17 protein-coding genes are annotated in these 19,593 nt (G+C 59.8%); 6 read left to right on the forward strand and 11 right to left on the reverse strand.

Annotation, left to right across the window (positions count from 1 at the left end; genetic code table 11):
- Positions 1–11: 11 nt before the first annotated feature.
- The 9 genes from ACIGHL_RS11185 to ACIGHL_RS11225 form a co-directional block, all read right to left on the reverse strand.
- Positions 12–779 (reverse strand): hypothetical protein, encoded by a 768-nt coding sequence (locus tag ACIGHL_RS11185; protein ID WP_128121910.1) that lies wholly within the window; start codon positions 777–779, stop codon positions 12–14.
- Complete coding sequence (locus ACIGHL_RS11190; RefSeq protein ID WP_128121911.1) at positions 769–1,110, reverse strand: hypothetical protein; 342 nt, start codon at positions 1,108–1,110, stop codon at positions 769–771. The genes ACIGHL_RS11185 and ACIGHL_RS11190 overlap by 11 nt, the downstream gene beginning before the upstream one ends.
- A complete protein-coding gene (locus tag ACIGHL_RS11195) occupies positions 1,107–1,655 on the reverse strand; it encodes a hypothetical protein (protein ID WP_128121912.1) in 549 nt (182 codons plus the stop codon). Before ACIGHL_RS11195 ends, ACIGHL_RS11190 begins: the two co-directional genes overlap by 4 nt.
- Positions 1,656–2,044: 389 nt before the next feature.
- Positions 2,045–3,040 (reverse strand): Abi family protein, encoded by a 996-nt coding sequence (locus ACIGHL_RS11200; protein ID WP_128121913.1) that lies wholly within the window; start codon positions 3,038–3,040, stop codon positions 2,045–2,047.
- The gene (locus ACIGHL_RS11205) at positions 3,040–4,743 is read right to left on the reverse strand and encodes a restriction endonuclease subunit S (RefSeq protein ID WP_128121914.1); all 1,704 of its coding nucleotides are present in this window, start codon (positions 4,741–4,743) and stop codon (positions 3,040–3,042) included. Before ACIGHL_RS11205 ends, ACIGHL_RS11200 begins: the two co-directional genes overlap by 1 nt.
- Positions 4,740–5,708: a virulence RhuM family protein/type II toxin-antitoxin system death-on-curing family toxin gene (locus ACIGHL_RS11210; RefSeq protein WP_128121915.1), complete on the reverse strand. Its 969-nt coding sequence runs from the start codon at positions 5,706–5,708 to the stop codon at positions 4,740–4,742. Before ACIGHL_RS11210 ends, ACIGHL_RS11205 begins: the two co-directional genes overlap by 4 nt.
- Positions 5,705–7,171 (reverse strand): type I restriction-modification system subunit M, encoded by a 1,467-nt coding sequence (locus tag ACIGHL_RS11215; RefSeq protein ID WP_128121916.1) that lies wholly within the window; start codon positions 7,169–7,171, stop codon positions 5,705–5,707. Before ACIGHL_RS11215 ends, ACIGHL_RS11210 begins: the two co-directional genes overlap by 4 nt.
- A gap of 254 nt (positions 7,172–7,425) precedes the next feature.
- Positions 7,426–9,789 (reverse strand): EcoAI/FtnUII family type I restriction enzme subunit R, encoded by a 2,364-nt coding sequence (gene hsdR / locus ACIGHL_RS11220; RefSeq protein WP_216707175.1) that lies wholly within the window; start codon positions 9,787–9,789, stop codon positions 7,426–7,428.
- A gap of 381 nt (positions 9,790–10,170) precedes the next feature.
- Positions 10,171–10,305 (reverse strand): hypothetical protein, encoded by a 135-nt coding sequence (locus ACIGHL_RS11225; RefSeq protein WP_256449911.1) that lies wholly within the window; start codon positions 10,303–10,305, stop codon positions 10,171–10,173.
- Positions 10,306–10,633: 328 nt separating this feature from the next.
- Between ACIGHL_RS11225 and ACIGHL_RS11230 the strand changes: the two genes are divergently transcribed.
- Positions 10,634–12,895 carry an MHYT domain-containing protein gene (locus tag ACIGHL_RS11230; protein WP_128121917.1) on the forward strand — a complete coding sequence of 754 codons (2,262 nt, stop codon included), beginning with the start codon at positions 10,634–10,636 and terminating at the stop codon, positions 12,893–12,895.
- A 133-nt stretch (positions 12,896–13,028) separates the two neighbouring features.
- Here the strand turns inward: ACIGHL_RS11230 and ACIGHL_RS11235 are convergent, their stop codons facing one another.
- Positions 13,029–13,916, reverse strand: coding sequence for a manganese catalase family protein (locus ACIGHL_RS11235; RefSeq protein ID WP_128121918.1), 888 nt, complete (start codon positions 13,914–13,916; stop codon positions 13,029–13,031).
- Between the two features lie 282 nt (positions 13,917–14,198).
- Here ACIGHL_RS11235 and rloA3 point away from each other — a divergent pair, with 282 nt between their 5' ends.
- From rloA3 to ACIGHL_RS11250, 3 genes are all read left to right on the forward strand, one after another.
- On the forward strand, positions 14,199–14,732 hold the full coding sequence (rloA3, locus tag ACIGHL_RS11240) for a retropepsin-like aspartic peptidase RloA3 (RefSeq protein ID WP_128121919.1): 534 nt from the start codon (positions 14,199–14,201) through the stop codon (positions 14,730–14,732).
- A 197-nt stretch (positions 14,733–14,929) separates the two neighbouring features.
- Positions 14,930–16,354: a vitamin K epoxide reductase family protein gene (locus tag ACIGHL_RS11245; RefSeq protein WP_241509338.1), complete on the forward strand. Its 1,425-nt coding sequence runs from the start codon at positions 14,930–14,932 to the stop codon at positions 16,352–16,354.
- A 23-nt stretch (positions 16,355–16,377) separates the two neighbouring features.
- On the forward strand, positions 16,378–17,376 hold the full coding sequence (locus ACIGHL_RS11250; RefSeq protein WP_128121920.1) for an SDR family oxidoreductase: 999 nt from the start codon (positions 16,378–16,380) through the stop codon (positions 17,374–17,376).
- Between the two features lie 97 nt (positions 17,377–17,473).
- Here the strand turns inward: ACIGHL_RS11250 and ACIGHL_RS11255 are convergent, their stop codons facing one another.
- On the reverse strand, positions 17,474–18,091 hold the full coding sequence (locus tag ACIGHL_RS11255; protein ID WP_128121921.1) for a cation efflux transmembrane domain-containing protein: 618 nt from the start codon (positions 18,089–18,091) through the stop codon (positions 17,474–17,476).
- 106 nt (positions 18,092–18,197) lie between these two features.
- On the opposite strand from ACIGHL_RS11255, the gene ACIGHL_RS11260 reads away from it, so the two are divergent.
- On the forward strand, positions 18,198–18,623 hold the full coding sequence (locus ACIGHL_RS11260; RefSeq protein WP_128121922.1) for a Cd(II)/Pb(II)-responsive transcriptional regulator: 426 nt from the start codon (positions 18,198–18,200) through the stop codon (positions 18,621–18,623).
- 179 nt (positions 18,624–18,802) lie between these two features.
- Complete coding sequence (locus ACIGHL_RS11265) at positions 18,803–19,588, forward strand: sulfite exporter TauE/SafE family protein (protein WP_128121923.1); 786 nt, start codon at positions 18,803–18,805, stop codon at positions 19,586–19,588.
- Positions 19,589–19,593 lie beyond the last annotated feature (5 nt).

Consider the following 19,593-nt stretch of genomic DNA (forward strand, 5'->3'; position numbering starts at 1 on the left):
CCACAAGCCGCCTAGTTTTTTCGTAGCGAATCGAGCAAGTCGTCGAAGTCCTTGGCCTCTTCATATTCATGGATGATCAGGCCGCGATATTGCAGTAGCAGCTCACTCTGTGTTTGCACCTCGCAGGCGAGCAGGTAGGCCTGCCGCAGATCCCCGCTGAGGTAATGCGCCATCATGCTGTCCCCCAAGGAAAGTGCGGCGGTTTGCGCCGCCAGGGCCTTCAGCAGATTGCCATGCAGATGGCCAAGGCCCATCTGCGGGAGGGTATCGGCAAAAGGATTGGGTAAAGGCTCTTCGCGAAGATCGGCAACGGGCAGCCGATCCAGAAAAGCGACCAGCTCTTTGCGCAACAGGCCGAGGCCAGCGAGAGACTGGCGTTCAAGAAATAACTGCCTCGCCCAATTGACCAAGGGATGGCGGTTGGCCCCGGGCTTGAGAAACTCGACCACCAGCTTGGGCTCACCAAATACTCCCTGGAGCAGAATGGCATTCCATAGCAAGGTGATGTGCTTGGGGTTGATGCGGACACGATTACGGCTGTCACGGCCGTAGCCCAGTGGTGTCCAGTCCAGTTGGATAATGATGGTCTTTTTTTTGTCAGGGGTGCGCTCTACTTCATCGGGCTCCTTTTTCGAGGGGCACAACGCATTGGCCAGCGTCTTCAATGCATCCAGCAATTTGCCATGCTGACTCAAGGGCTTGGCCAGGCCGACCTTTTTGCACAACAAGTTGTCGTAGACCTGGGAGAGCTCCGGCCAGTGGCGGGAGTCAGATTTCACAGGACATTTCCAGGAGCTCATCTACAGAGGTGCGAGGGCCGAATGACACTGGCATCCCGGCAATTTGTAGCGCCTGTGTGAACCAATCATCAGCAGCGCATTCGTAGCGGCGGCGATATTCATCGACCACGCCCATGCAGTAACCGGCGCGAAGCGCTTCGGACAAACCCGTGGCTACACCTGCAAGCAAACGCTGCTGATCCCGTTTGGCGTAGATATCCACCAGCTCCTGGCAGCTCTGAATCAGATGGCCGGGGTCATCGTTGGCCTGTGCAACAGGTACGCACAAGCTGGCAAGCAGGCAAGCGATGGGCAGGATAGTAGGTTTCACAGGCTGGCCTCCTTGGCCGTAGTGGATACGCTGGGTTCAACACGGGCAGGCATTGCTTCGGGTGTAGAAAGGCTTTCAGTCGTAGCAGTAGGTGCCGCGAGATACACCGCCAGCAAGACCGAGCCAAAGGTCACAATCTTGCTGATTGGGTCATCCTGCAGCAGGTATTGGTAGAGTCTCTGGATATCCTCGGTTTGTGCCATCACAAACGTGAACAAGCCGATGATGATCATTCCCAGGACGCTCATCACGCCCTGGAACATCAGCAAGCGGCTCAGTCCGCGCCAGGTGCCAGTGGTGAAGTGTTGGCAGTAGTGGATATGCCGCCACAATAACAAGGCCAGCAACGGCATAACGCCCCACTCCAGCAGGGAGAGGTCAGCCAGGCCTTCGCCGTATTCAAAAATCATCAATGGCAGGCCTGCCAGCGTCAGCAGGCCGAGCAGCCACAGGCTTCCTGTCCTTAGGCCGCGCAGTAGTAGGCAAAGGCCTTTGGTCAGGCCGTTATCCAGCTTGCCGGCCAGAGAGAGTTCGGGGGATTGCATCAGTGCTCCTTGCATGTGTCTATTGGGGGACTTTCATTAATGCCTACTCAACTAGCAGGCGGGTTGACCAGATGGTCAGGGCAGATGCCAGGGTTGTCTGAAATAGCGTAACGTCACTTGAAATTGCGCCCGGTAACTCTTACCGTCCGCACCAGCTCATCTACCAGCCTGCGGGCGTCAGCGTAGAAGGAGTTACGGTCCCGTCCTCTTGTGGAGGGCGCGGCCAGCCCGATTTTGAGCGCTTGGCGCAACCCTGGTGCATGGCTTGCCGGTGGTCAGTGATTGGCCTGACGCGTTAGCAAAACCTTGCCCGTTTGGTGCATGGCGCCTATTATTCGCAGCAACACGGCCCCCGCCTCTTGGTTCCTAGTGAGCTTACGCGGGGGTTTTTATTTTCCGGCCTGGATCTCCCCGATCCACCAGCTTTCCCACCCGGCCGGTGCTCCCATGTCCGCGATGGACAGCTTGCGGCGCGAATGCTGCGGCGGGAATTTCTGCAAATGATGCTGCATACGCATATGCCATTCGGTGCGTGGGCAAACGACCTTGACCATATGTCGGGCGATGGCCAGCAGCACGAAGGGTTTGGCGATCAGATCCGCCTTGCCGATAAAGTCATCACACCAGGCAACCGCTCCTTGGTTTGGCAGGCCAGGCTGATCGGTCACGTTGCGGTTCCACAGGCGGCTGTGGTGCGCGGTGAGGTTGCGCAGGTAGCTGAGCGAGCGAACCCAGCTTTGGAAGACCTTCCAGTCGCTCACGCCGTACTTGGCGGCGATATGCTGCTGATCGGCCACTTTCATCATGGCCAGCAGCTGGGAGACAGCACCGAAGTCCCAGACCTCGACCGCCACCCACAGCGGTAGATCAGGGCCGTGCTGGGCACGATAGTGTTTGACGAAATCTTCCTTGGAGCGCTGCAAGAGGCCGGTGTATTTATCCCGCCAGGCCTCGAAGGTGGTCATGCCTGTGCGCTTGTTGACCTTGCCGGCGAACGAGGGGTGCAACTGCTTGGCGTCCAAGTGCGCGAAGGTGTTGCGCTGGCCCAGCAGGTAGGCAATGTCCACGCGCAAGGCGATCTCGATACGTTCCAGGGCATCCATCACCAGCAGGCGCAGTTTCTTGTCGAACAGGTACAGCTCGACGGCATCGACAAACTGGGTATCGGCCTCGAACTGATCGGTGCGCGCTGTGCGCAGGACTTTTGTGGCCGGGTCTTGCTCCAGCTTGAATACCCGAAACGAATACCAGTAAGCAGTCAGCCGGTAATAGCCAATGCGCTCCAGATAACGGAGCGCCGCTACTTCATCGGTGACCAGCATTCCGCGTGATTTAAGCAGTTCCAGTTGCTCGGCAAAGGATTTCCATGGCCTGTTGTACGCCATCACGCCACCGCCTGCTCGACCAGGGTGCTGGCCAGTTGTTCGTTCAGCTGGCGGGCCTGGGTTAGGCGGGTTTTGAGTTGGTCGCAGAGGGCCATCAGCTGGTCGACTTTTGCGACGATGCGGTGTTGTTCGGGGAGAGGCGGCAATGGCACCAACATTTCCGATACATCTGTCAGGCGAAAACTATTCTTGATCCCACGCTGAGGGGCTTCGTACTGATCGTATGCGAGTGGTGATCGCAGTATTTCGGGAAGAAAACGACCTTGAAGCTGGCGAACAAAGCGAACCAGACAGACATGTTGATTAATGTATGCCTCACCAAACCCATCCGGAATTAGTCCTAGAAGGCCGACCTCACCTGTTATAGAGATTAGTAAATCACCTGCTCCAAGCTTGGTTCTGCTTCCTTCACCATCTTCAGGGGGAGAAACACGCTGAATGTTGTTGAGGCGCAACTCGTAGCTTCGTCGAGAGAGGTTGCCCATACGTACAAAAATTGCCCCTTCCTCTGAGTAATGCTGAGCCCAGTCACGAGAGCCACTTGTGATAAGGCCAGCAAGGTTTCCCAAGCGCGTCCAGATCCAACTCTTTGGCAGCTGAAATGGCCTTTCTTCCTCGCTAATCTCCGGCAACGGTTTCTGCTTCTTGATCTGTCCCTCTGTCACCAACCGCCTCTTTTCCTCGGCAATCCGCTTGAGCAGTTCGCTGGCCGGCTCATCGCTTGGGTCTTGCGACACCAGTTTGCCCATTACGGCCAGTTGCAGCAGGGTTTGCTTGAGGGCGTCGATGCTGGATTCGGTGGTGAACAGGGTGTGGAAGTGTTCGGCCAGGCGCTGCCAGCTGGCGGCGAAGTTTTCGGAATCGGCGGCCTGAGTCAGGCTGCCGAGCAGCGCTTGCACCAGTTGGGCGTGGGCGCTTTCGGCGTCGGCCTGCTGGGCTTCCAGACGGTCGCACAGAGCCATCAATTCATCGACTTTGGCGACGATACGGTGTTGTTCCGCTATCGGTGCAACCGGAATTAGAAGTCCTTTTAGGGCCGTTCCGTTCACATTTGGCTGCCCTGTGCCCATTGAGTTGGCATAAAGCTGCTTCCAGTAAAACTGAGAGCCTAAAAAAACTTTGGTGAAGCCAGGGTATATCGAGTCAAGTCGGCCAATTCGGATCAGGTATGAAGCAAACACAGCTGAACGAGTAAGCCCTGAAACAAGATACGACTTGCCTATGGTCCCCCCTGTTCGAGCAATAACGATGTCGCCATCTTTCAGCTCGTAACCGGCAATTTCGGCAGGTGAAATGTCACATCCAGGAACGGTATCCCAGTTGACCCCATCGTTCTGGATATCAGTGATCCTGAGGAGTAAAGGCTCTTCGTTTTGGTGATTAGCGGATGCAGTGAAGCCATATTGAACATCACTAGATATCTGCCCGAGCTGCGACCATTCCCACCCTGATGGCAGCTCAAACGGCATATCCTCTTCAGCAATCTCCGGCAGCGGTTTCTGTTTCTTAATCTTCCCCTCCGCCACTAACCTCGCCTTTTCCTCGGCAATCCGCTTTAGCAACTCACTCGCCGGTTCATCATACGGATCTTGCGACACCAGCTTGCCGCGCACCGCCAGCTCCAGAATCAGTTCGCGCAGTTTCTTGATGCCATTGGGCGCGCCAGCCAGCAGCGGCAGGTTGTCGGTCAGCAGAGCGGTCATGGGCGATTTTCCGGGGCAAGCATGTTCATGATCAGGCGGATCAGGGTGTCTTTCTGTGCGGGGGCGGATTCGGCGACCAGCAGAGTCAAGGCTGCCAGCCCGGTGTCGTTGATCACGGCATTGCCTTCGGCATCGAGCAGGCGGCCGTTGCGGTGCAGGAAGTCGACGAAGAGGAAAGCGCCGCTGCGTTTGTTGCCATCGGCGAAGGGATGGTTCTTGACCACGAAATACAGCAGGTGCGCCGCTTTGCTCTCGAGACTAGGGTAAGCCGGTTCGCCGAATACGCTTTGTTCGAGGTTGCCGAGCAACGCGGCCAGGCCGTCACCGCGTTCGCGGGCGAACAGGTCGCTGGCTTCGCCACGGGCCATCAGCTGGACTTTGAGTTCAGCCAGTTGCCGGCGCGCCTGGGTAGCATCGGGCAATTCACCACCAGGACTGCCGGTGGGCTCGGTGAGCAGACCCTCGTCGTAGCGTTGCAGCCAGAGGAAGGTCTGGGTGTAGCGGCTGACGATTTCCACCAGCCCACGCCCGCCGGCTTCGCCCAGCTCGGGCGTGCGAGCGGCCTTGCGCACTAGTTCCAGTGCTGCTTCCAGCTCGTGGGCGTTGGCCTCGAAACGTTCGCGGTTGAGACTGTAGCCGCGGGTCAGGTGCTGCTTGAGTACCTGATTGGCCCACTGGCGAAAGCGTGTACCTTCACGAGACTTCACCCGGTAGCCGAGGGAGATGATCACGTCGAGGTTGTAAAAGGCCACCGGCTTGTCGGAGCCAGCAATGTGCAGATTTTGCACATTGCTTTCACGCTCCAGCTCGCCCTCGGCAAAGACATTGCGGATATGCCGGCCGATCACTGTGCGGTCACGGCCGAACAGCTCGGCCAGTTGTTCCTGGCGCAACCATACGCTGTCGTGCTCAACGGTGACGGCGATCTGGCCGCTGGCGCTTTCGTAGATGGCGACGTCGCTCATGGCCGCTCCAGCGCCTCGGCCAGCACGGCCTTGAGCTGGTCGCGCAGCTGGCTGATTTCGCCTTGCAGCGTGGCGTAGTTGCGCAGCAGTTCGTCCGGGTCGTGGCTGATCTGCTCGCCGACATGGGGGTTCTTGCAGTCGAGGTTCCAGTTGCGAGCTTTCAGGTCATGCAGGCTGACCTTCCACGCGAATTCAGTCTCCACCCGTGCGGCAAAGCCATCGGCCTCGCTGCCCCACCAAGCCTCTTCCACGGCGAACTCCTCGATGCGCATGGGGCGCGTCTTGGAGTAGTTCTTCACGCCGGCTGGGTACTGATGTTCGTAGAACCACACCTCTTTGGTCGGCGTGCCCTTGGTGAAGAACAGCAGGTTGGTCTTGATGCCGGTGTAGGGATTGAACACGCCGTTGGGCAGGCGAACGATGGTGTGCAGGTTGCACTCGGTCAGCAGCTTTTCTTTGATGCGGCTCTTGATGCCTTCGCCAAACAGGAAACCATCAGGCAGCACTACGGCGGCGCGGCCACCGTCTTTGAGCAGATGCATGATCAGCACCAGAAACAGGTCGGCAGTTTCCCGGGTGCGGAAGGCAGTCGGGAAGTTGGTTTCGATACCGTCTTCTTCCATGCCACCGAACGGCGGGTTGGCGACAATGCAGTCGACCCGCTCTTTCGGGCCCCAGCTGATCAGCGGACGGGCCAGGGTGTTGTCGTGGCGGATCTGGTTCGGCACTTCGATGCCGTGGAGGATCATGTTGGTGGTGGCCAGCAGATGCGGCAGCGGCTTCTTCTCCACACCGTAGATGCTTGCCTGCAGGGTGCGCTCGTCCTCGGCGGTTTTTACATAGCGGCTGCGCTTGTGCTCGATGGTGCAGGTGAGAAAGCCGCCCGTGCCGCAGGCAGGGTCCATCACCTTCTCCTCCAGCTTGGGATCGACCATGCGCACCATGAATTCGGTGACCGGGCGTGGCGTGTAGAACTCGCCCGCGTTGCCTGCGTTCTGCAGGTCACGCAACAGTTGTTCGTAGAGGTTGCCGAACTCGTGGCGCTCCTGCGCCTTGTTGAAGTCCACGCCCTGCTGGATCTTGTTGATCACCTGGCGCAGCAGCTGGCCGGACTTCATGTAGTTGTAGGCGTCTTCGAACACGCTGCGCACCACGAAGGCGGATGGCGTGTTGCTGTACTCGTGCAGGTTCTGCAGCTGGGGGAACAGGTTGTTGTCGATAAAGTCCTTCAGCGCATCGCCAGTCATGCCTTCTGGGTCGGCAGCCCAGGTGCGCCAGCGACAGCTTTCGGGGATGGGCGAGCGGTAGTTGTCGTCCATCAGCTCCCATTCCAGCTCGCGGTCATCGAAGATCTTGAGGAACAGCAGCCAAACCAGCTGGCCGATGCGCTGGGCGTCGCCGTCGACGCCGACGTCCTTGCGCATGATGTCCTGGATAGATTTGATGGTGGAGCTGATGGACATAACGAATTCTCGGCGGGTGAAACAAAGCGGGGGATTGTATAGCGGTTGGGTCGTGACAGCAGACGCTGCTTTTCGCGAGCAAGCTCGCTCCTACAATGGCCTGGCTCAACCAGTATTCCCACGTAGGGTGGGCTTCAGCCCACCAATGGGCGTACCCCAGCGCCTCGGCCAATGTGACGCGCAATCCACCGAAACCGCCGTTGCTCTTCCTCGAGTGCCGCCAAGGCTGCGCGGTTGCCCACGGAATGGCTGGGCTAGCCTGTATAGAGCGCGTCTTCCAGCTCATGGATGGCCTGGTTGTAGCCGGCCTTGCCGCCGAATGCCCTGATCAACTCGATGGGCGCACCGATCTGGTTGAACGGGTCGAGCTGGAGGATTTTGATGTCTTCGATGTGCTCGATGCCGGTGTCCGCATATTTATCCAGCAGCGCTTCAAGCACCTGTCGGGCGGCACCGGAGTATCTGGCGAAGTAGTTGCGCTTCTTCACCTGCTCGGCGCGCTCGCGACGCGACAGCGCGGGCTGGTCGAAAGCGACGTGGCAGATCAGGTCGAACGGATCAAGTGGCTTGCCCTGCTTCTTTTCCACCTCTTCGGCCAGGGCTTCCCACATCACGCCCTGCGCGGCCAGCTCGTCGATGATGGCCTTCTTCTGCTCGGCATCGCTCCAGCGCCGAAGAAAATCATCCAGCGAGGCGAACTGCTTGTGCACGCAGGTGCGGGTGTAGTCGTTCAGCGACTCGGTAATAAGGCGGCCGTCCGGGCCGTAGTACTGCACGCGCTCGGCGATGACGTAGATCGGGAGGCTGTCGATGACGTACTTGATGCGCCTCTTGCCGTCATCCTCACCCGTGAACTCCAGCTCACTGGCATCGACCTCGCTGCCTGCGGTGATGCCGTCACCTTCCAACAGATTGTCAGGCGGGACCGGAGGCTCATCGCCTGACGGGGCGTAAATCACAACGGGATCGCCATCAAAGGCCGGATCGGCAAACAGCTCGGTGGCTTTCTTGAAGTCCATGATGGTGAACCAGTACTTGCCGAAGTCCTCATTGATACGGGTGCCGCGCCCAATAATCTGTTTGAACTCGGTCATCGATTTGATGTGCTGGTCGAGCACGATCAGCTTGCAGGTCTGTGCATCGACGCCGGTGGTCATCAGCTTGCTGGTGGTGGCGATGACCGGGTAGCGCGATTCGGGGTCGATGAAATTGTCCAGCTCGGCCTTGCCTTCCTGCTCATCCCCGGTGATGCGCATGATGTACTTGCGATTCTCGGCCACGCGTTCGGGATTGAGGTTGACCAGCGCCTGCCGCATACGCTCGGCATGATTGATGTCGTCGCAAAAGACGATGGTCTTCTGGAACGGATCGGTGGCTTTGAGAAACTCGGTGACCTTCTGCGCTACCAGCTGGGTGCGCGCCTCGATGACCAGGGTGCGGTCCATGTCCTTGAGGTTGTAGATACGGTCTTCGATCAGCTCGCCATTCTTGTCGAGCATGCCCTTGGGTGGCCGCCAGCCTTGCAGGTCCTTGTCGAAGTCGATGCGCACCACCTTGTAGGGTGCGAGGAAGCCGTCTTCGATGCCCTGCTTCAAGGTGTAGCTGTATACCGGCTCGCCGAAGTAGGTGATGCTGGAAACCTCTTTGGTTTCCTTCGGCGTAGCGGTAAGGCCGACATGGGTAGCACCGGAGAAATAGTCGAGAATCTCGCGCCAGGCCGAATCCTCAGCCGCGCTTCCGCGGTGGCATTCGTCGATGACGATCAGATCGAAGAAGTCGCGGGAGAACTGCTTGTAGATGTTCATCTCTTCTTCAGTGCCGGTCACAGCCTGATAGAGCGACAGGTAGATCTCATAGGACGTGTCGATCTGCCGCTTGGCGATCTTAGTCATCGCCGAACCGAAGGGCTTGAAGTCGTTGTTCTTGGTCTGGTCGACGAGGATGTTGCGGTCGGCCAGAAAAAGGATGCGTTTCTTCTGTTTCGACTTCCACAGCCGCCAGATGATTTGAAAGGCGGTGTAGGTCTTGCCGGTGCCGGTGGCCATGACCAGCAGGATGCGATCCTGCCCACGGGCGACCGCCTCAACTGTGCGGTTGATGGCATTGGTCTGGTAATAGCGCGGCATGCGTCCCGAGCCGTCGTCGTAATACGGCGCCTCAGCCTTGTTTCGGGCCTCGCCTTCCAGGCCCTTCCACTGGCAGTAGCGTTGCCAGAGCTCGGCAGGGCTGGGGAACTGGCCTAGGCTGAGTTCCGTTTCGACCTGATCACCCGTGCCACTGCGGTCATGGAACAGAAAGCCATCGCCATTACTGGAGAACACGAACGGCACGTCCAACGCCTCCGCGTAGCCAAGGGCCTGCTGCATGCCCGAGCCCAGGGAGTGCTTGTTGTCCTTCGCTTCGATTACTGCGAGCGGAAGGTTCGGCTGATGGTAGAGAATGTAGTCCGCTCGGCGTGACTCGCCGCGGCTGTGCAGCTTGCCACGCACGATGATGCGCCCGTTGGTGAAGCTGACTTCCTCACGGACCTGCTTCTGCATGTCCCATCCCGCCATGGCGATCGCAGGCGAGATGAATTTGCTGCAGATATCCCGCTCGGATAAAGACTTCTTGTCCATGCACCTGTCCTGAAACGATACCAATACGGATGCCCTAGCCGAGGCGATTCATGACCGAGCCAGACAGCGGATAAGCGATTTAGATAGCGAGCTGAAGGCCATCCTTGGAGCGCTGCAGCACTGCCGAGTGCGCATCGATGGCCACAATATCTTTGTGCCATCACCCGGTAAAGCTACAACCTGCACAGTCCGCCAAACGGAGTCATCCAGCGACTGCCGTTATACCGACATCAAACGACACTGAGGCCTTCCTATAACAGCTGGTTTGATCGTTTAAGTCGAATGTCGAACCGTTCAGTTGGGTGACCTGCTAACACGATATGGCTCCCGAGAAGACACATCTAGTCTGGCTACGCATACAGCGTGACGTGGACGGGATTACTAGTCGCGGCCGAACAGGTTAACGACGCCCAAATGAGCCTCCCAGCGCTGATCGCTATCCAGCAGAGGCCAGCCAGTACGTGCATTGGTGACGACATCGCCGGCTACCCAGCTCTCGTTGGCGCTGTAGCGCATTGTTGCTCTGCCCTCACATTGACCGGCACTTACCAGTCCGTACCGCTTGTAGCAAAGATAGACATCACCTGCGCGAGACGTTGCAGCTGGACACGCGTCTGCGGCACGTCTCAAGCAAAGCCTGAGCACGCCGCAGGATAACGATAAGCCGCCGATAGCAACCTGCCCGACGAAGTATCGACACCAGATCACACAAAACCCGCTGCGGACTGTCTATCAGAGGTGATCTCGTAGAACCGTGGGCAATGACCGTTAGACTAGCGGCATGGTTTTACTTGTCATCCCGTGCAATACCTAAGAAACAGCTCTAAGTCATATTGGATTTGCGATGACCACCACCTACAACGTCGCATTGGTAAGCCTGTCCATCCTGATCGCGATCGCAGGCTCTTTCACCGCGCTGGACCTGGCCAGCCGAGCTCGTGCGTCGGCAGACTGGATTCGCCACGCCTGGCTATGCGCAGCGGCTGTGTGCATGGGCGGCAGCATCTGGTCGATGCACTTTGTCGGAATGCTCGCGTTCGGCATGCCCGGCATGCAGATTCGATACGACATTCCCCTGACGCTCTGGTCGCTGGTCGTCCCCATTGTCGTCACAGCCGTAAGCTTCATGGCTGTGGCCAGCCGCGGGCTGACTCGTACCACGCTGGGGATTGGTGGCCTGTTCATGGGGCTCGGGATCGGCGCAATGCACTACATGGGTATGGCTGCGATGACGATGCATGCGCAGCTTTCCTATGACCCGCTATGGGTGGCCATCTCGTTCGGCATCGGCATCGGCGCAGCTACCGTTGCACTTTGGCTCTCCACTCGAAGCCGGCGCCTGTCGCTGCAGGCCGTCTCGGCCGTTGCCATGGGCTTCGCCGTGGCAGGTATGCATTACTCCGCGATGGCTGGTGCACATTTCACGCCCTTGGACGATGCGACGCCAGCGCTCCCGGGTGGTGGCCTGGACCTGCTGACGCTAGCGCTTGCGGTTGCCGGGTCGACCTTCGTCGTGCTTTTCCTTGGGCTTACTGCATCGATGTACGACAGGCGCATGGCGAGCCTCAGCGAGCGCGAAGCCGCCGCGCTGCGCCAGAGTGAAGAGCGATTTCGCGAGCTATACAGCAAGACGCCGTTGCCGCTGCATTCGCTGGACGAACAGGGTCGGCTGGAATCGGTAAGCGATGCTTGGTTGGTGTTAATGGGCCATCGCCGTGAGGACGTCATCGGCCGGCCGCTGATCAACTTCATGACCGAGCGTTCCGCACGGCAGATGCTTAGCCAGGATTGGCCCGTGTTATTGAAAACAGGCGAATGCCTCAACGCCGAGTACCGACTGGTGGCCCGAGCGGGTGCGTTCATCGACGTCCTGGCCTCCACCCGGCTCGAACAGACTACCCAAGGCCCTCTCATCATAGGTGGCCTGGTGAACATCACTGAACGCCGCCACGCCGAGGCGGCGCTGCGTCAGGCACAAAAGCTGGAGGCCATCGGTAAGCTCACCGGCGGCATCGCTCATGACTTCAACAATCTGCTTGCGGTAGTAGGCGGAAATCTAGAACTGCTTCGCAAGCGGCTGCCGCAAGACACGACGCGTACCGCCCCCCTGATCGACAACGCTTTGCTGGCGACACAGCGCGGTGCGAGCCTGGTGCAGCGAATGCTGGCATTCGCGCGCAAACAAGAGCTGAATCCCAGTTCGGTTGTGCTGCAAGACCTGGTGCTGAACATGCGCGAGCTGCTGCGCCGCTCTGTCAACACCAATATCAACATCGAAACGCGGTTCCCCCTCAGCTTGCCGCCGGCTTACGTGGATGCGAACCAGCTCGAAATGGTGCTGATCAACCTGGTAGTCAATGCTCGGGACGCCATGCCAACGGGCGGCACCATCTGCATCGAGGGGCAGCTGCGCGCGGCAGCGGAAGGCATGCAGGAATACGTGGCCTTGATCGTGCGTGACACCGGCATCGGCATGAGCCAGGAAACGCTCGCACGCGCCACGGAACCCTTCTTCACCACCAAGGGACCAGGCAAAGGTACGGGCCTTGGTCTATCGATGGCACACGGCCTAGTCGAACAGTCGGGCGGGAGCCTGGCAATCGAAAGCAGCCCGGAAAAGGGAACGACTATCGAGCTCTGGTTACCCTTGGGCGTCTCCGATCAGCGGGGCGTGCCAGCCTCGGATGACAAAGTCGAGCCCGCCTTGACGCCCGTTCCGGCGCTGACAATCCTCATCGTGGACGACGACCCCCTGGTGCTAGCCAACACCGCCGCGCTGCTCGAGGATATGGGCCATCAGGTCACCAGTGTCGACGGTGGTGAGGCAGCGCTTAGCGTTCTGCGCCAGCAGCGAGCTTTTGACCTCCTGATCACCGATCAGATGATGCCGGGCATGACGGGCACCCAGCTGGCCAAGATCGTTAGGGGCGAGAGACCGGAGCTGCCGATCCTGCTGGTCAGCGGCTACGCAGAATTGGCCGAGGAAGGCCGCCCTGTGCATACACTGGCAAAACCGTTCACACAGCACACGCTTAGCGTGGCGATCAGCGAAACACTAGGTCGCCCTAGCTCGGGCACTGTGGTGCCGTTGCTAAGCCGTCGCTGAGTACCGGTTCGCTCCGGCACCAGCCTGCCTGACAACGAAAAAGCCGGCCAATGGCCGGCTTCTCAGTTCATCAATCAACGATACGCAGCGTATGCGCCTGTGCCCAGACGCCATCGGCAGCGCATTTGGCCGATCAAGACTTACCTTTGCTAACTGCAGCGCCCGAACCGAGATCAGCCCCGGTCAGTGGGTCAACCGAGACATCGGACTGGGTCCGCACCGCCATCTGCTGGACCACCTTCTGCTGGGCCTTGCTCAGATCGACCGAAGGCTTTCCATCGCCGCCGTCCACCGCCGGTTGCGGATCTTCGACGAACTCCCACTCCGGCCCCTGATTCCACGGCCCGCGCAGATCGCCTTCGCCCTGCGACAGGTTGTAGTAGACGTTGGCAAATTGCGGATCGCCCGGCAGTTTGCCTTGAGGGAAATTGGGCTGGATGGCGTGCAGCGCTTTTTCGAATGACTTCTGGTGGGCGATCTCCCGGGTCATCAGGAATTTCAGCGCATCCTTGATGCCTGGATCGTCGGTCACGTTGATGAGCCGTTCGTAGACGATCTTGGCGCGCGCCTCGGCCGCGATGTTGGAGCGCAGATCCGCCGTCGGCTCGCCAATTGAGTCGACATAGGCTGCCGTCCAAGGCACACCTGCAGAGTTGGTCAAGGCTGGGCCGCCACCATAGAGCAACGAAGTGATATGCGAATCGTTGCCGCCACCGGTCAGCGAGCGATACAGATCCGCTTCCTTCTCGACGCCTTCGGCCAGCTCGCCCTTGGCGCCCTTGTTGAGCATACCGACGATGGAGCCAATGACTTCGAGGTGGCTGAGCTCCTCGGTGGCAATGTCCATGAGCATATCCTTGCGGCCCGGATCATCCTCGGACACACCCTGGACGAAGTAACGCATGGCAGCGGCCAACTCGCCTTGGGGCCCGCCGAATTGTTCGAGCATCAGGTTTGCAAGGCCCGGATTGGGCGCTGCGACACGCACGGTGTATTGAAGTCGTTTGTTATGGACGAACATGGTTCACCTCTCGATTCTTATGACTTCCCTTGGAAACAACCTCCTTTAGTGAATGGGCCGCTGACGGCATTGAATGCAAGCGGCCCTACTGGTGGAGTCTAAAAAAACCTAACTGTCCGATTGTTTTTATCAATCATGCCGATGCCTATTGCCAATGAGTCAGCATCAAGCGACTGAGGTCTACGCGCGCGCCGCTTCGCTTCGAGCCACAGTCAACTTGAACCGATGTCGGCGATAGCACTCTATGGAATCCACAGCATTCGCTGACTTCTGAGGTGACAGATGCGCCGTCCTGTACGCTCCCGTTTATCCCGCCATACCCCGTCAATCCTGGCCGCCCTGCTGACTGCGGTAGTCAGCGGGACAGCCCTTGCAAGCTCGCCGCAAGTACTCGGGTGGGTCGAGAAAGGCTTGATCCTTCCTGAGCAGGTCGCGGTGAAATTCAAGCTCGACACCGGCGCATTGACCTCATCCATGCACGCCGAAAATATCGACCGTTTCGAAAAAGATGGCGACGAATGGGTGCGCTTCACAGTCGAGCTGGAGGATGTGGATACAGACGAAGACGTCAGAACCCGCCTGGAGCGCAAGATGGTGCGCGACATCAAAGTGCGAGGCGCAGGCGGCGCTGAAGAGCGTCCGGTGGTACTGATGAAGGTCTGTCTGGGCAACCAGATGTACGAAGAACAGTTCTCGCTGAACGATCGGGACAAGATGAATTACCCGGTTCTGATCGGTCGTCGCACCCTGGAAAAGGTAGGTCTGGTGGATTCATCCAAGACCTTCACGACCGAACCGAACTGTTCCGACGCCTAAGCGGCAGAATCACGAGCACGGCGGATCGCCATCGGTCCGCACTCCGTTTCATTTTGTTGCAACTCCCTCATCCCCCTCCGGTCCACTGAACAGAGTCGCTGCTGCAACAGCGGCACCAGCGGCTGGTAGCGTCATTGATCAATCCGGCCTCGGGGGGATTCGTGGAGCATCAAGGTGAATACCTGAGACAGGGCGCCATGCCATCTGACATGGGCATGGGCGCACACATGCAGATGATGGACCGCCGCCACCTGGCCACGCTCTGGTGTCACTTCGTCAATGTGCTGCTGGGCTTCTGGGTGCTCAGCGCTCCCTTTATCTTTGGCTACCTGAACATAGCGCCAACCGATCTCGACTTGCCGCGATTGGCGACTGAGCGCGAGCTGCCGGACGTGGCCACCCGCGCGCTGCTGATGACCTGGAGCGACGTGGTCAGTGGTGCCTTGATCGTACTGTTCTCAATCCTCTCACTGAAACGTATCGCCTGGGCGCAGTGGGCGAACACCGCCATGGGCCTCTGGCTGATGTTCGCGCCGCTGCTGTTCTGGACGCCCTCGCCCGCCAGCTACGGCAACGCCCTTCTGCTCGGCGGACTGGTGATCGCCTTCTCGACGCTGGTGCCGATGATGCCCGGCATGAGCATGAGCGGCATGATGCAGAAGGCCGCCGTACCGCCAGGCTGGGACTACAACCCCTCCACTTGGATGCAGCGACTGCCCATCGCCTTGCTTGCGGTAATCGGCATTTTGCTGGCTCGGTATCTGGCCGGTTACCAGCTAGGTCATACCGCCAATGCCTGGGACCCCTTCTTCGGGACGCAGCCCAACGGCACCGAAACAATTATCACCTCCGACATGTCCGGCGCCTGGCCGGTACCGGACGCCGGTGTCGGCGTCATGGCCTACATGATCGAGCTGCTGATGGCGGTGATGGGCGATGCACGACGCTGGCGAACCATGCCCTGGATGGTTGCCGCATTCGGCGTGGTGGTAGTGCCGCTAGGCGCGGTGAGTATCTTCTTCATCATTGCGCAGCCGATCTTCATCGACACCTGGTGCACTCTCTGCCTGATCCAGGCACTGGCCATGCTGGTAATGATGCCCTACGCCCTGGACGAGCTGGTGGCCATGGGTCAGTTCCTCAAGGACGCGCGCCAGCGCGGCAAACCCTTCTGGAAAACCTTCTGGCAGGGCGATGCGATGGAGGGTGCACGGGAGGACAACACACCCGAGTTCGACGGTAGCCTGTCGTCCATGACCTTGAAAGGACTTCGCGGTGTGAACCTACCGTGGGGCCTCGCGTTGCTTTGCATCCTCGGCGTCTGGCTGATGTGCACACGCCTGATTTTCGGCACTGAAGGGTCGATGGCCAACAGCGACCACCTGATGGGCTCATTGTTGATCACCGTCTCGGTGCTGGCCTTCGCTGAAGTGGCACGTCCGCTGCGCTTTCTCAACTTGCCGATCGGCGCCTGGCTGATCGCCGCCCCTTCGTTCCTCGAGGGCGCCGGGTTCGCGGCCACCATCGGTAGCCTGATCGCCGGCGTGCTGGTGATCGGCCTGAGCCTGCCACGCGGACCGATCCGCCACCGCTATGCGGGCTGGAACGCGCTTCTTCGCTAACCCATCAAGACAGGAGCTTTTAGATGAGCGACCGCGAACAGACTGCCGTGATCTGTGGAGGCACTGCTGGCGTAGGCCGCGCAACCGCCCATGCGTTCGCGCGGGCAGGCTTTCGCGTGGCGGTGATCGCACGCGGTGAAAAGGGCCTGTCCGACACGCGCGAGGAACTCGAAGCGACCGGAGCGAAGGTCCTGGCGATTTCCGCCGATGTCGCCGATGCCGAAGCCGTCGATCGCGCCGCCGAGCGAATCGAGGCGGAGCTGGGGCCAATCGAAATCTGGGTCAACGCCGCCATGGCGACGGTGTTCGGGCCGGTCAACAAGATCAGTGCTGCGGAATTCAAACGCGTCACCGACGTCACCTACTTGGGGTTCGTGCATGGCACGCTGGCTGCGCTGCGCCACATGGAGACGCGCAACCGCGGCACTATCGTGCAGGTCGGATCGGCGCTCTCGTACCGCGCGATTCCGCTTCAATCGGCATACTGCGCAGCCAAGTTCGCGATCAGGGGCTTCACCGATTCGCTGCGCTGCGAACTGATTCATACCAACAGCCGGATTCGGCTGACCATGGTCCAGCTGCCAGCGCACAACACGCCGCAGTTCGACTGGTCGCGCAACAAGATGAACAAGCGCCCCCAGCCGGTTCCCCCCATCCATACGCCCGAAGTGGCGGCGCGCGCCATCCTCCGTGCTGCCACCGACGCACCGCGCGAGCTCTGGCTGGGGCGTGCGTCATTTCAGGCGATCATCGGCAACATGTTCATGCCCGGCCTGCTCGACCGGATGATGGCCAAACAGGCCTGGAGCGGCCAGATGACCGACGAGCCGGCCAGTGATGAACAACCCGACAACCTGTTCCAGCCGGTCGAAGGCTTGCATCGCCTCGAAGGTCGGTTCGGCAAACAGATGAAAGACAAAGCCCTCGGGCTGAGTTCAGAAACGGTGGGAAAGCTGGCCGCGGGCGGCCTGGCGGTGACAGCAGCGATCGTCGTCGCGGTGGTGGCCGCCATTGCCAGTTAGCGGTCGTCTTGCCTGTATGGCGAGCCCGAACGAGACGTGCACCTTTCGCCGCCTCGACCGTCGCCCATCGGATCACAGCGCACTGCTCAAACGGCCGTTAACGATGCGAGGCCAGCTCCTGCCGGGCCTGACGGACGACCGAGAAGCCAGCTGACAAGGCAAGCCCCGCCATGACCAATGCAACGACAAGGTCCGGCCAGGCAGCGCCGGTTCCGAAGACGCCTGCCGCGGCGATCATTACAGCGACGTTGCCAATCGCGTCGTTGCGGCTGCACAGCCAGACCGAGCGCATGTTCGAATCCCCTTCGCGAAAGGCGTAGAGCATCAGCGCGACGACGACGTTGGCAATCAGCGCCAGCGTGCCGATCACGCCCATGGTCAGCGGTTCGGGTACGACATCGGCGTATACCGACCACCCGGCACGGCCCAGCACGAACACGCCAAACGCCAGCATCGTCAGGCCTTTAACCATGGCAGCCCGTGAGCGCCATACCAGCCCCATCGACAGTACCACCAGGGTGATGCCGTAATTGGCAGCGTCGCCCGCGAAGTCGATGGCATCGGCCAGCAGCGAAACCGAGCCGGAACGCAGCCCGCTGATGATCTCCACGACAAACATGGTCAGGTTGATCGCCAGCGCGACCCACAGGGCCTTGCGAAAACTCGGGTTGACCGCTGGGGTTGAACAACCGGAATCACAGCATCTCGACGACATGGAATGCCCTCCTGAACTATATTCGGAGCCATTGCACACCCTGGAGCAACTCCAGGGTCAAGCCATTTTTTAGACATTTAGCTGCTTTACGAATGAGGAGACCCCGATGCGCATAGGTGAACTGAGCACAGCAGCCAATGTGGACGTCGAAACCATTCGCTATTACGAAAAGATCGGCTTGATGCCCGCCCCTGAGCGCGGTTCCAACGGCTACCGATCCTATTCTTCCAGGCAGCTGGCGCAACTGACGTTCATCCGCCACTGCCGCGCGCTGGATATCGGGCTGGCTGACATTCGCCGGCTGCTTGAATTTTCCAATCACCCGGACGCCAGCTGCGGCGACATCAACCACCTGATCGACGAGCAGCTCGAACGCGTCCGTACGCGACTGGAAAACCTCCATGCCCTGGAGCTTCAGTTACAGGAGCTACGCAGCTGCTGCACCGGCAATCGCGCCATGCATGGCTGCGGCATCCTCAACGAGCTGACCAGTTCGCCAGCGGCTAACAAGGCCGGCATCACGCAGCCGTAGCAGTCGGTTTTAGGCGACCCGACAATCGCCGGTCAGCACTTGGCGTCGCGCCCGGCTCCGCTAACGCGTGGCTTGTCGGCATGTGGCTGACGCCAACCGCTGGTGATTGATATTGCAGGTGCTTGGCGCAACGCAGCGGCAGCGATAATCTTCGTCTCTTTTTGCCTCGAGCCCTCCCGATGCCCTTGTTCGATATGCTGCTATTGATCGCTGCCGGCTTTGCCGCGGGAGGCATGAACGCACTCGCAGGCGGCGGTACCTTCTTTTCATTTCCAGCATTGCTTGCCACGGGCTTGCCGCCAGTGACCGCCAACGCGACCAACGCGGTTGCGCTCTGGCCCGCCAGCCTCGCCGGCGCCTGGGCCGCACGCTCGGCGTTACGCCCTCTTGGCCGCTACCTGATCCCCCTGCTACTGGCAGGCTTGATTGGTGGTTTGCTCGGCGGCCTTTTGCTGCTGGCCAGCGGCGATGACGTCTTCAGCCTGCTGATTCCCTGGCTGCTGTTGCTCGCCACCGCGCTGTTCGCCGCCAGTCCCTGGTTGAGCCGCTGGCTCGCGGCGCGCCGCAAGGACACTAACGCGGTGCCGCCTCATGCCCCGACATCGCTGGCCGCTCACGCGCTGGTCTCGATCTACGGCGGCTATTTCGGTGCCGGCATGGGCATCCTGCAGCTGGCGGCGTTTTCCATCGAAGGCCATCAGCTGGTCCGCGCCAATGCGCTGAAAAACCTGATCTCGGCGGTGATCTACAGCGTCGCCACAGCGACCTTCGTCATCGCCGGACGGGTGAGCGGCTACGAGCTGGCGATCCTGCTGGTGGGCACCACGTTTGGCGGCTACGCTGGCGGCGCGCTGAGCAAGAAACTGCCCGCGACCTGGTTGCGTCTGTTCGTGATTCTGGTGGGCAGCAGCATGACCCTTTACTATTTCCAGGCCATGTACTGGCCGTCACCGGCAGGCCTCTAGCCCGC

It is taken from the genome of Pseudomonas sp. NPDC077451 (genome assembly GCF_044543345.1).
GTDB lineage: Bacteria > Pseudomonadota > Gammaproteobacteria > Pseudomonadales > Pseudomonadaceae > Stutzerimonas.

What these genes read in the sequence shown, in the direction of transcription:
- ACIGHL_RS11195 (WP_128121912.1), bottom strand. Translation starts at nt 1,655, where the DNA reads ATGCAATCCCCCGAACTCTCTCTGGCCGGCAAGCTGGATAACGGCCTG.
- ACIGHL_RS11200 (WP_128121913.1), bottom strand. Translation starts at nt 3,040, where the DNA reads ATGGCGTACAACAGGCCATGGAAATCCTTTGCCGAGCAACTGGAACTG.
- ACIGHL_RS11205 (WP_128121914.1), bottom strand. Translation starts at nt 4,743, where the DNA reads ATGACCGCTCTGCTGACCGACAACCTGCCGCTGCTGGCTGGCGCGCCC.
- ACIGHL_RS11210 (WP_128121915.1), bottom strand. Translation starts at nt 5,708, where the DNA reads ATGAGCGACGTCGCCATCTACGAAAGCGCCAGCGGCCAGATCGCCGTC.
- ACIGHL_RS11215 (WP_128121916.1), bottom strand. Translation starts at nt 7,171, where the DNA reads ATGTCCATCAGCTCCACCATCAAATCTATCCAGGACATCATGCGCAAG.
- hsdR (WP_216707175.1), bottom strand. Translation starts at nt 9,789, where the DNA reads ATGGACAAGAAGTCTTTATCCGAGCGGGATATCTGCAGCAAATTCATC.
- ACIGHL_RS11225 (WP_256449911.1), bottom strand. Translation starts at nt 10,305, where the DNA reads ATGCGCTACAGCGCCAACGAGAGCTGGGTAGCCGGCGATGTCGTCACC.
- ACIGHL_RS11230 (WP_128121917.1), top strand. Translation starts at nt 10,634, where the DNA reads ATGACCACCACCTACAACGTCGCATTGGTAAGCCTGTCCATCCTGATC.
- ACIGHL_RS11235 (WP_128121918.1), bottom strand. Translation starts at nt 13,916, where the DNA reads ATGTTCGTCCATAACAAACGACTTCAATACACCGTGCGTGTCGCAGCG.
- rloA3 (WP_128121919.1), top strand. Translation starts at nt 14,199, where the DNA reads ATGCGCCGTCCTGTACGCTCCCGTTTATCCCGCCATACCCCGTCAATC.
- ACIGHL_RS11245 (WP_241509338.1), top strand. Translation starts at nt 14,930, where the DNA reads ATGCCATCTGACATGGGCATGGGCGCACACATGCAGATGATGGACCGC.
- ACIGHL_RS11250 (WP_128121920.1), top strand. Translation starts at nt 16,378, where the DNA reads ATGAGCGACCGCGAACAGACTGCCGTGATCTGTGGAGGCACTGCTGGC.
- ACIGHL_RS11255 (WP_128121921.1), bottom strand. Translation starts at nt 18,091, where the DNA reads ATGTCGTCGAGATGCTGTGATTCCGGTTGTTCAACCCCAGCGGTCAAC.
- ACIGHL_RS11260 (WP_128121922.1), top strand. Translation starts at nt 18,198, where the DNA reads ATGCGCATAGGTGAACTGAGCACAGCAGCCAATGTGGACGTCGAAACC.
- ACIGHL_RS11265 (WP_128121923.1), top strand. Translation starts at nt 18,803, where the DNA reads ATGCCCTTGTTCGATATGCTGCTATTGATCGCTGCCGGCTTTGCCGCG.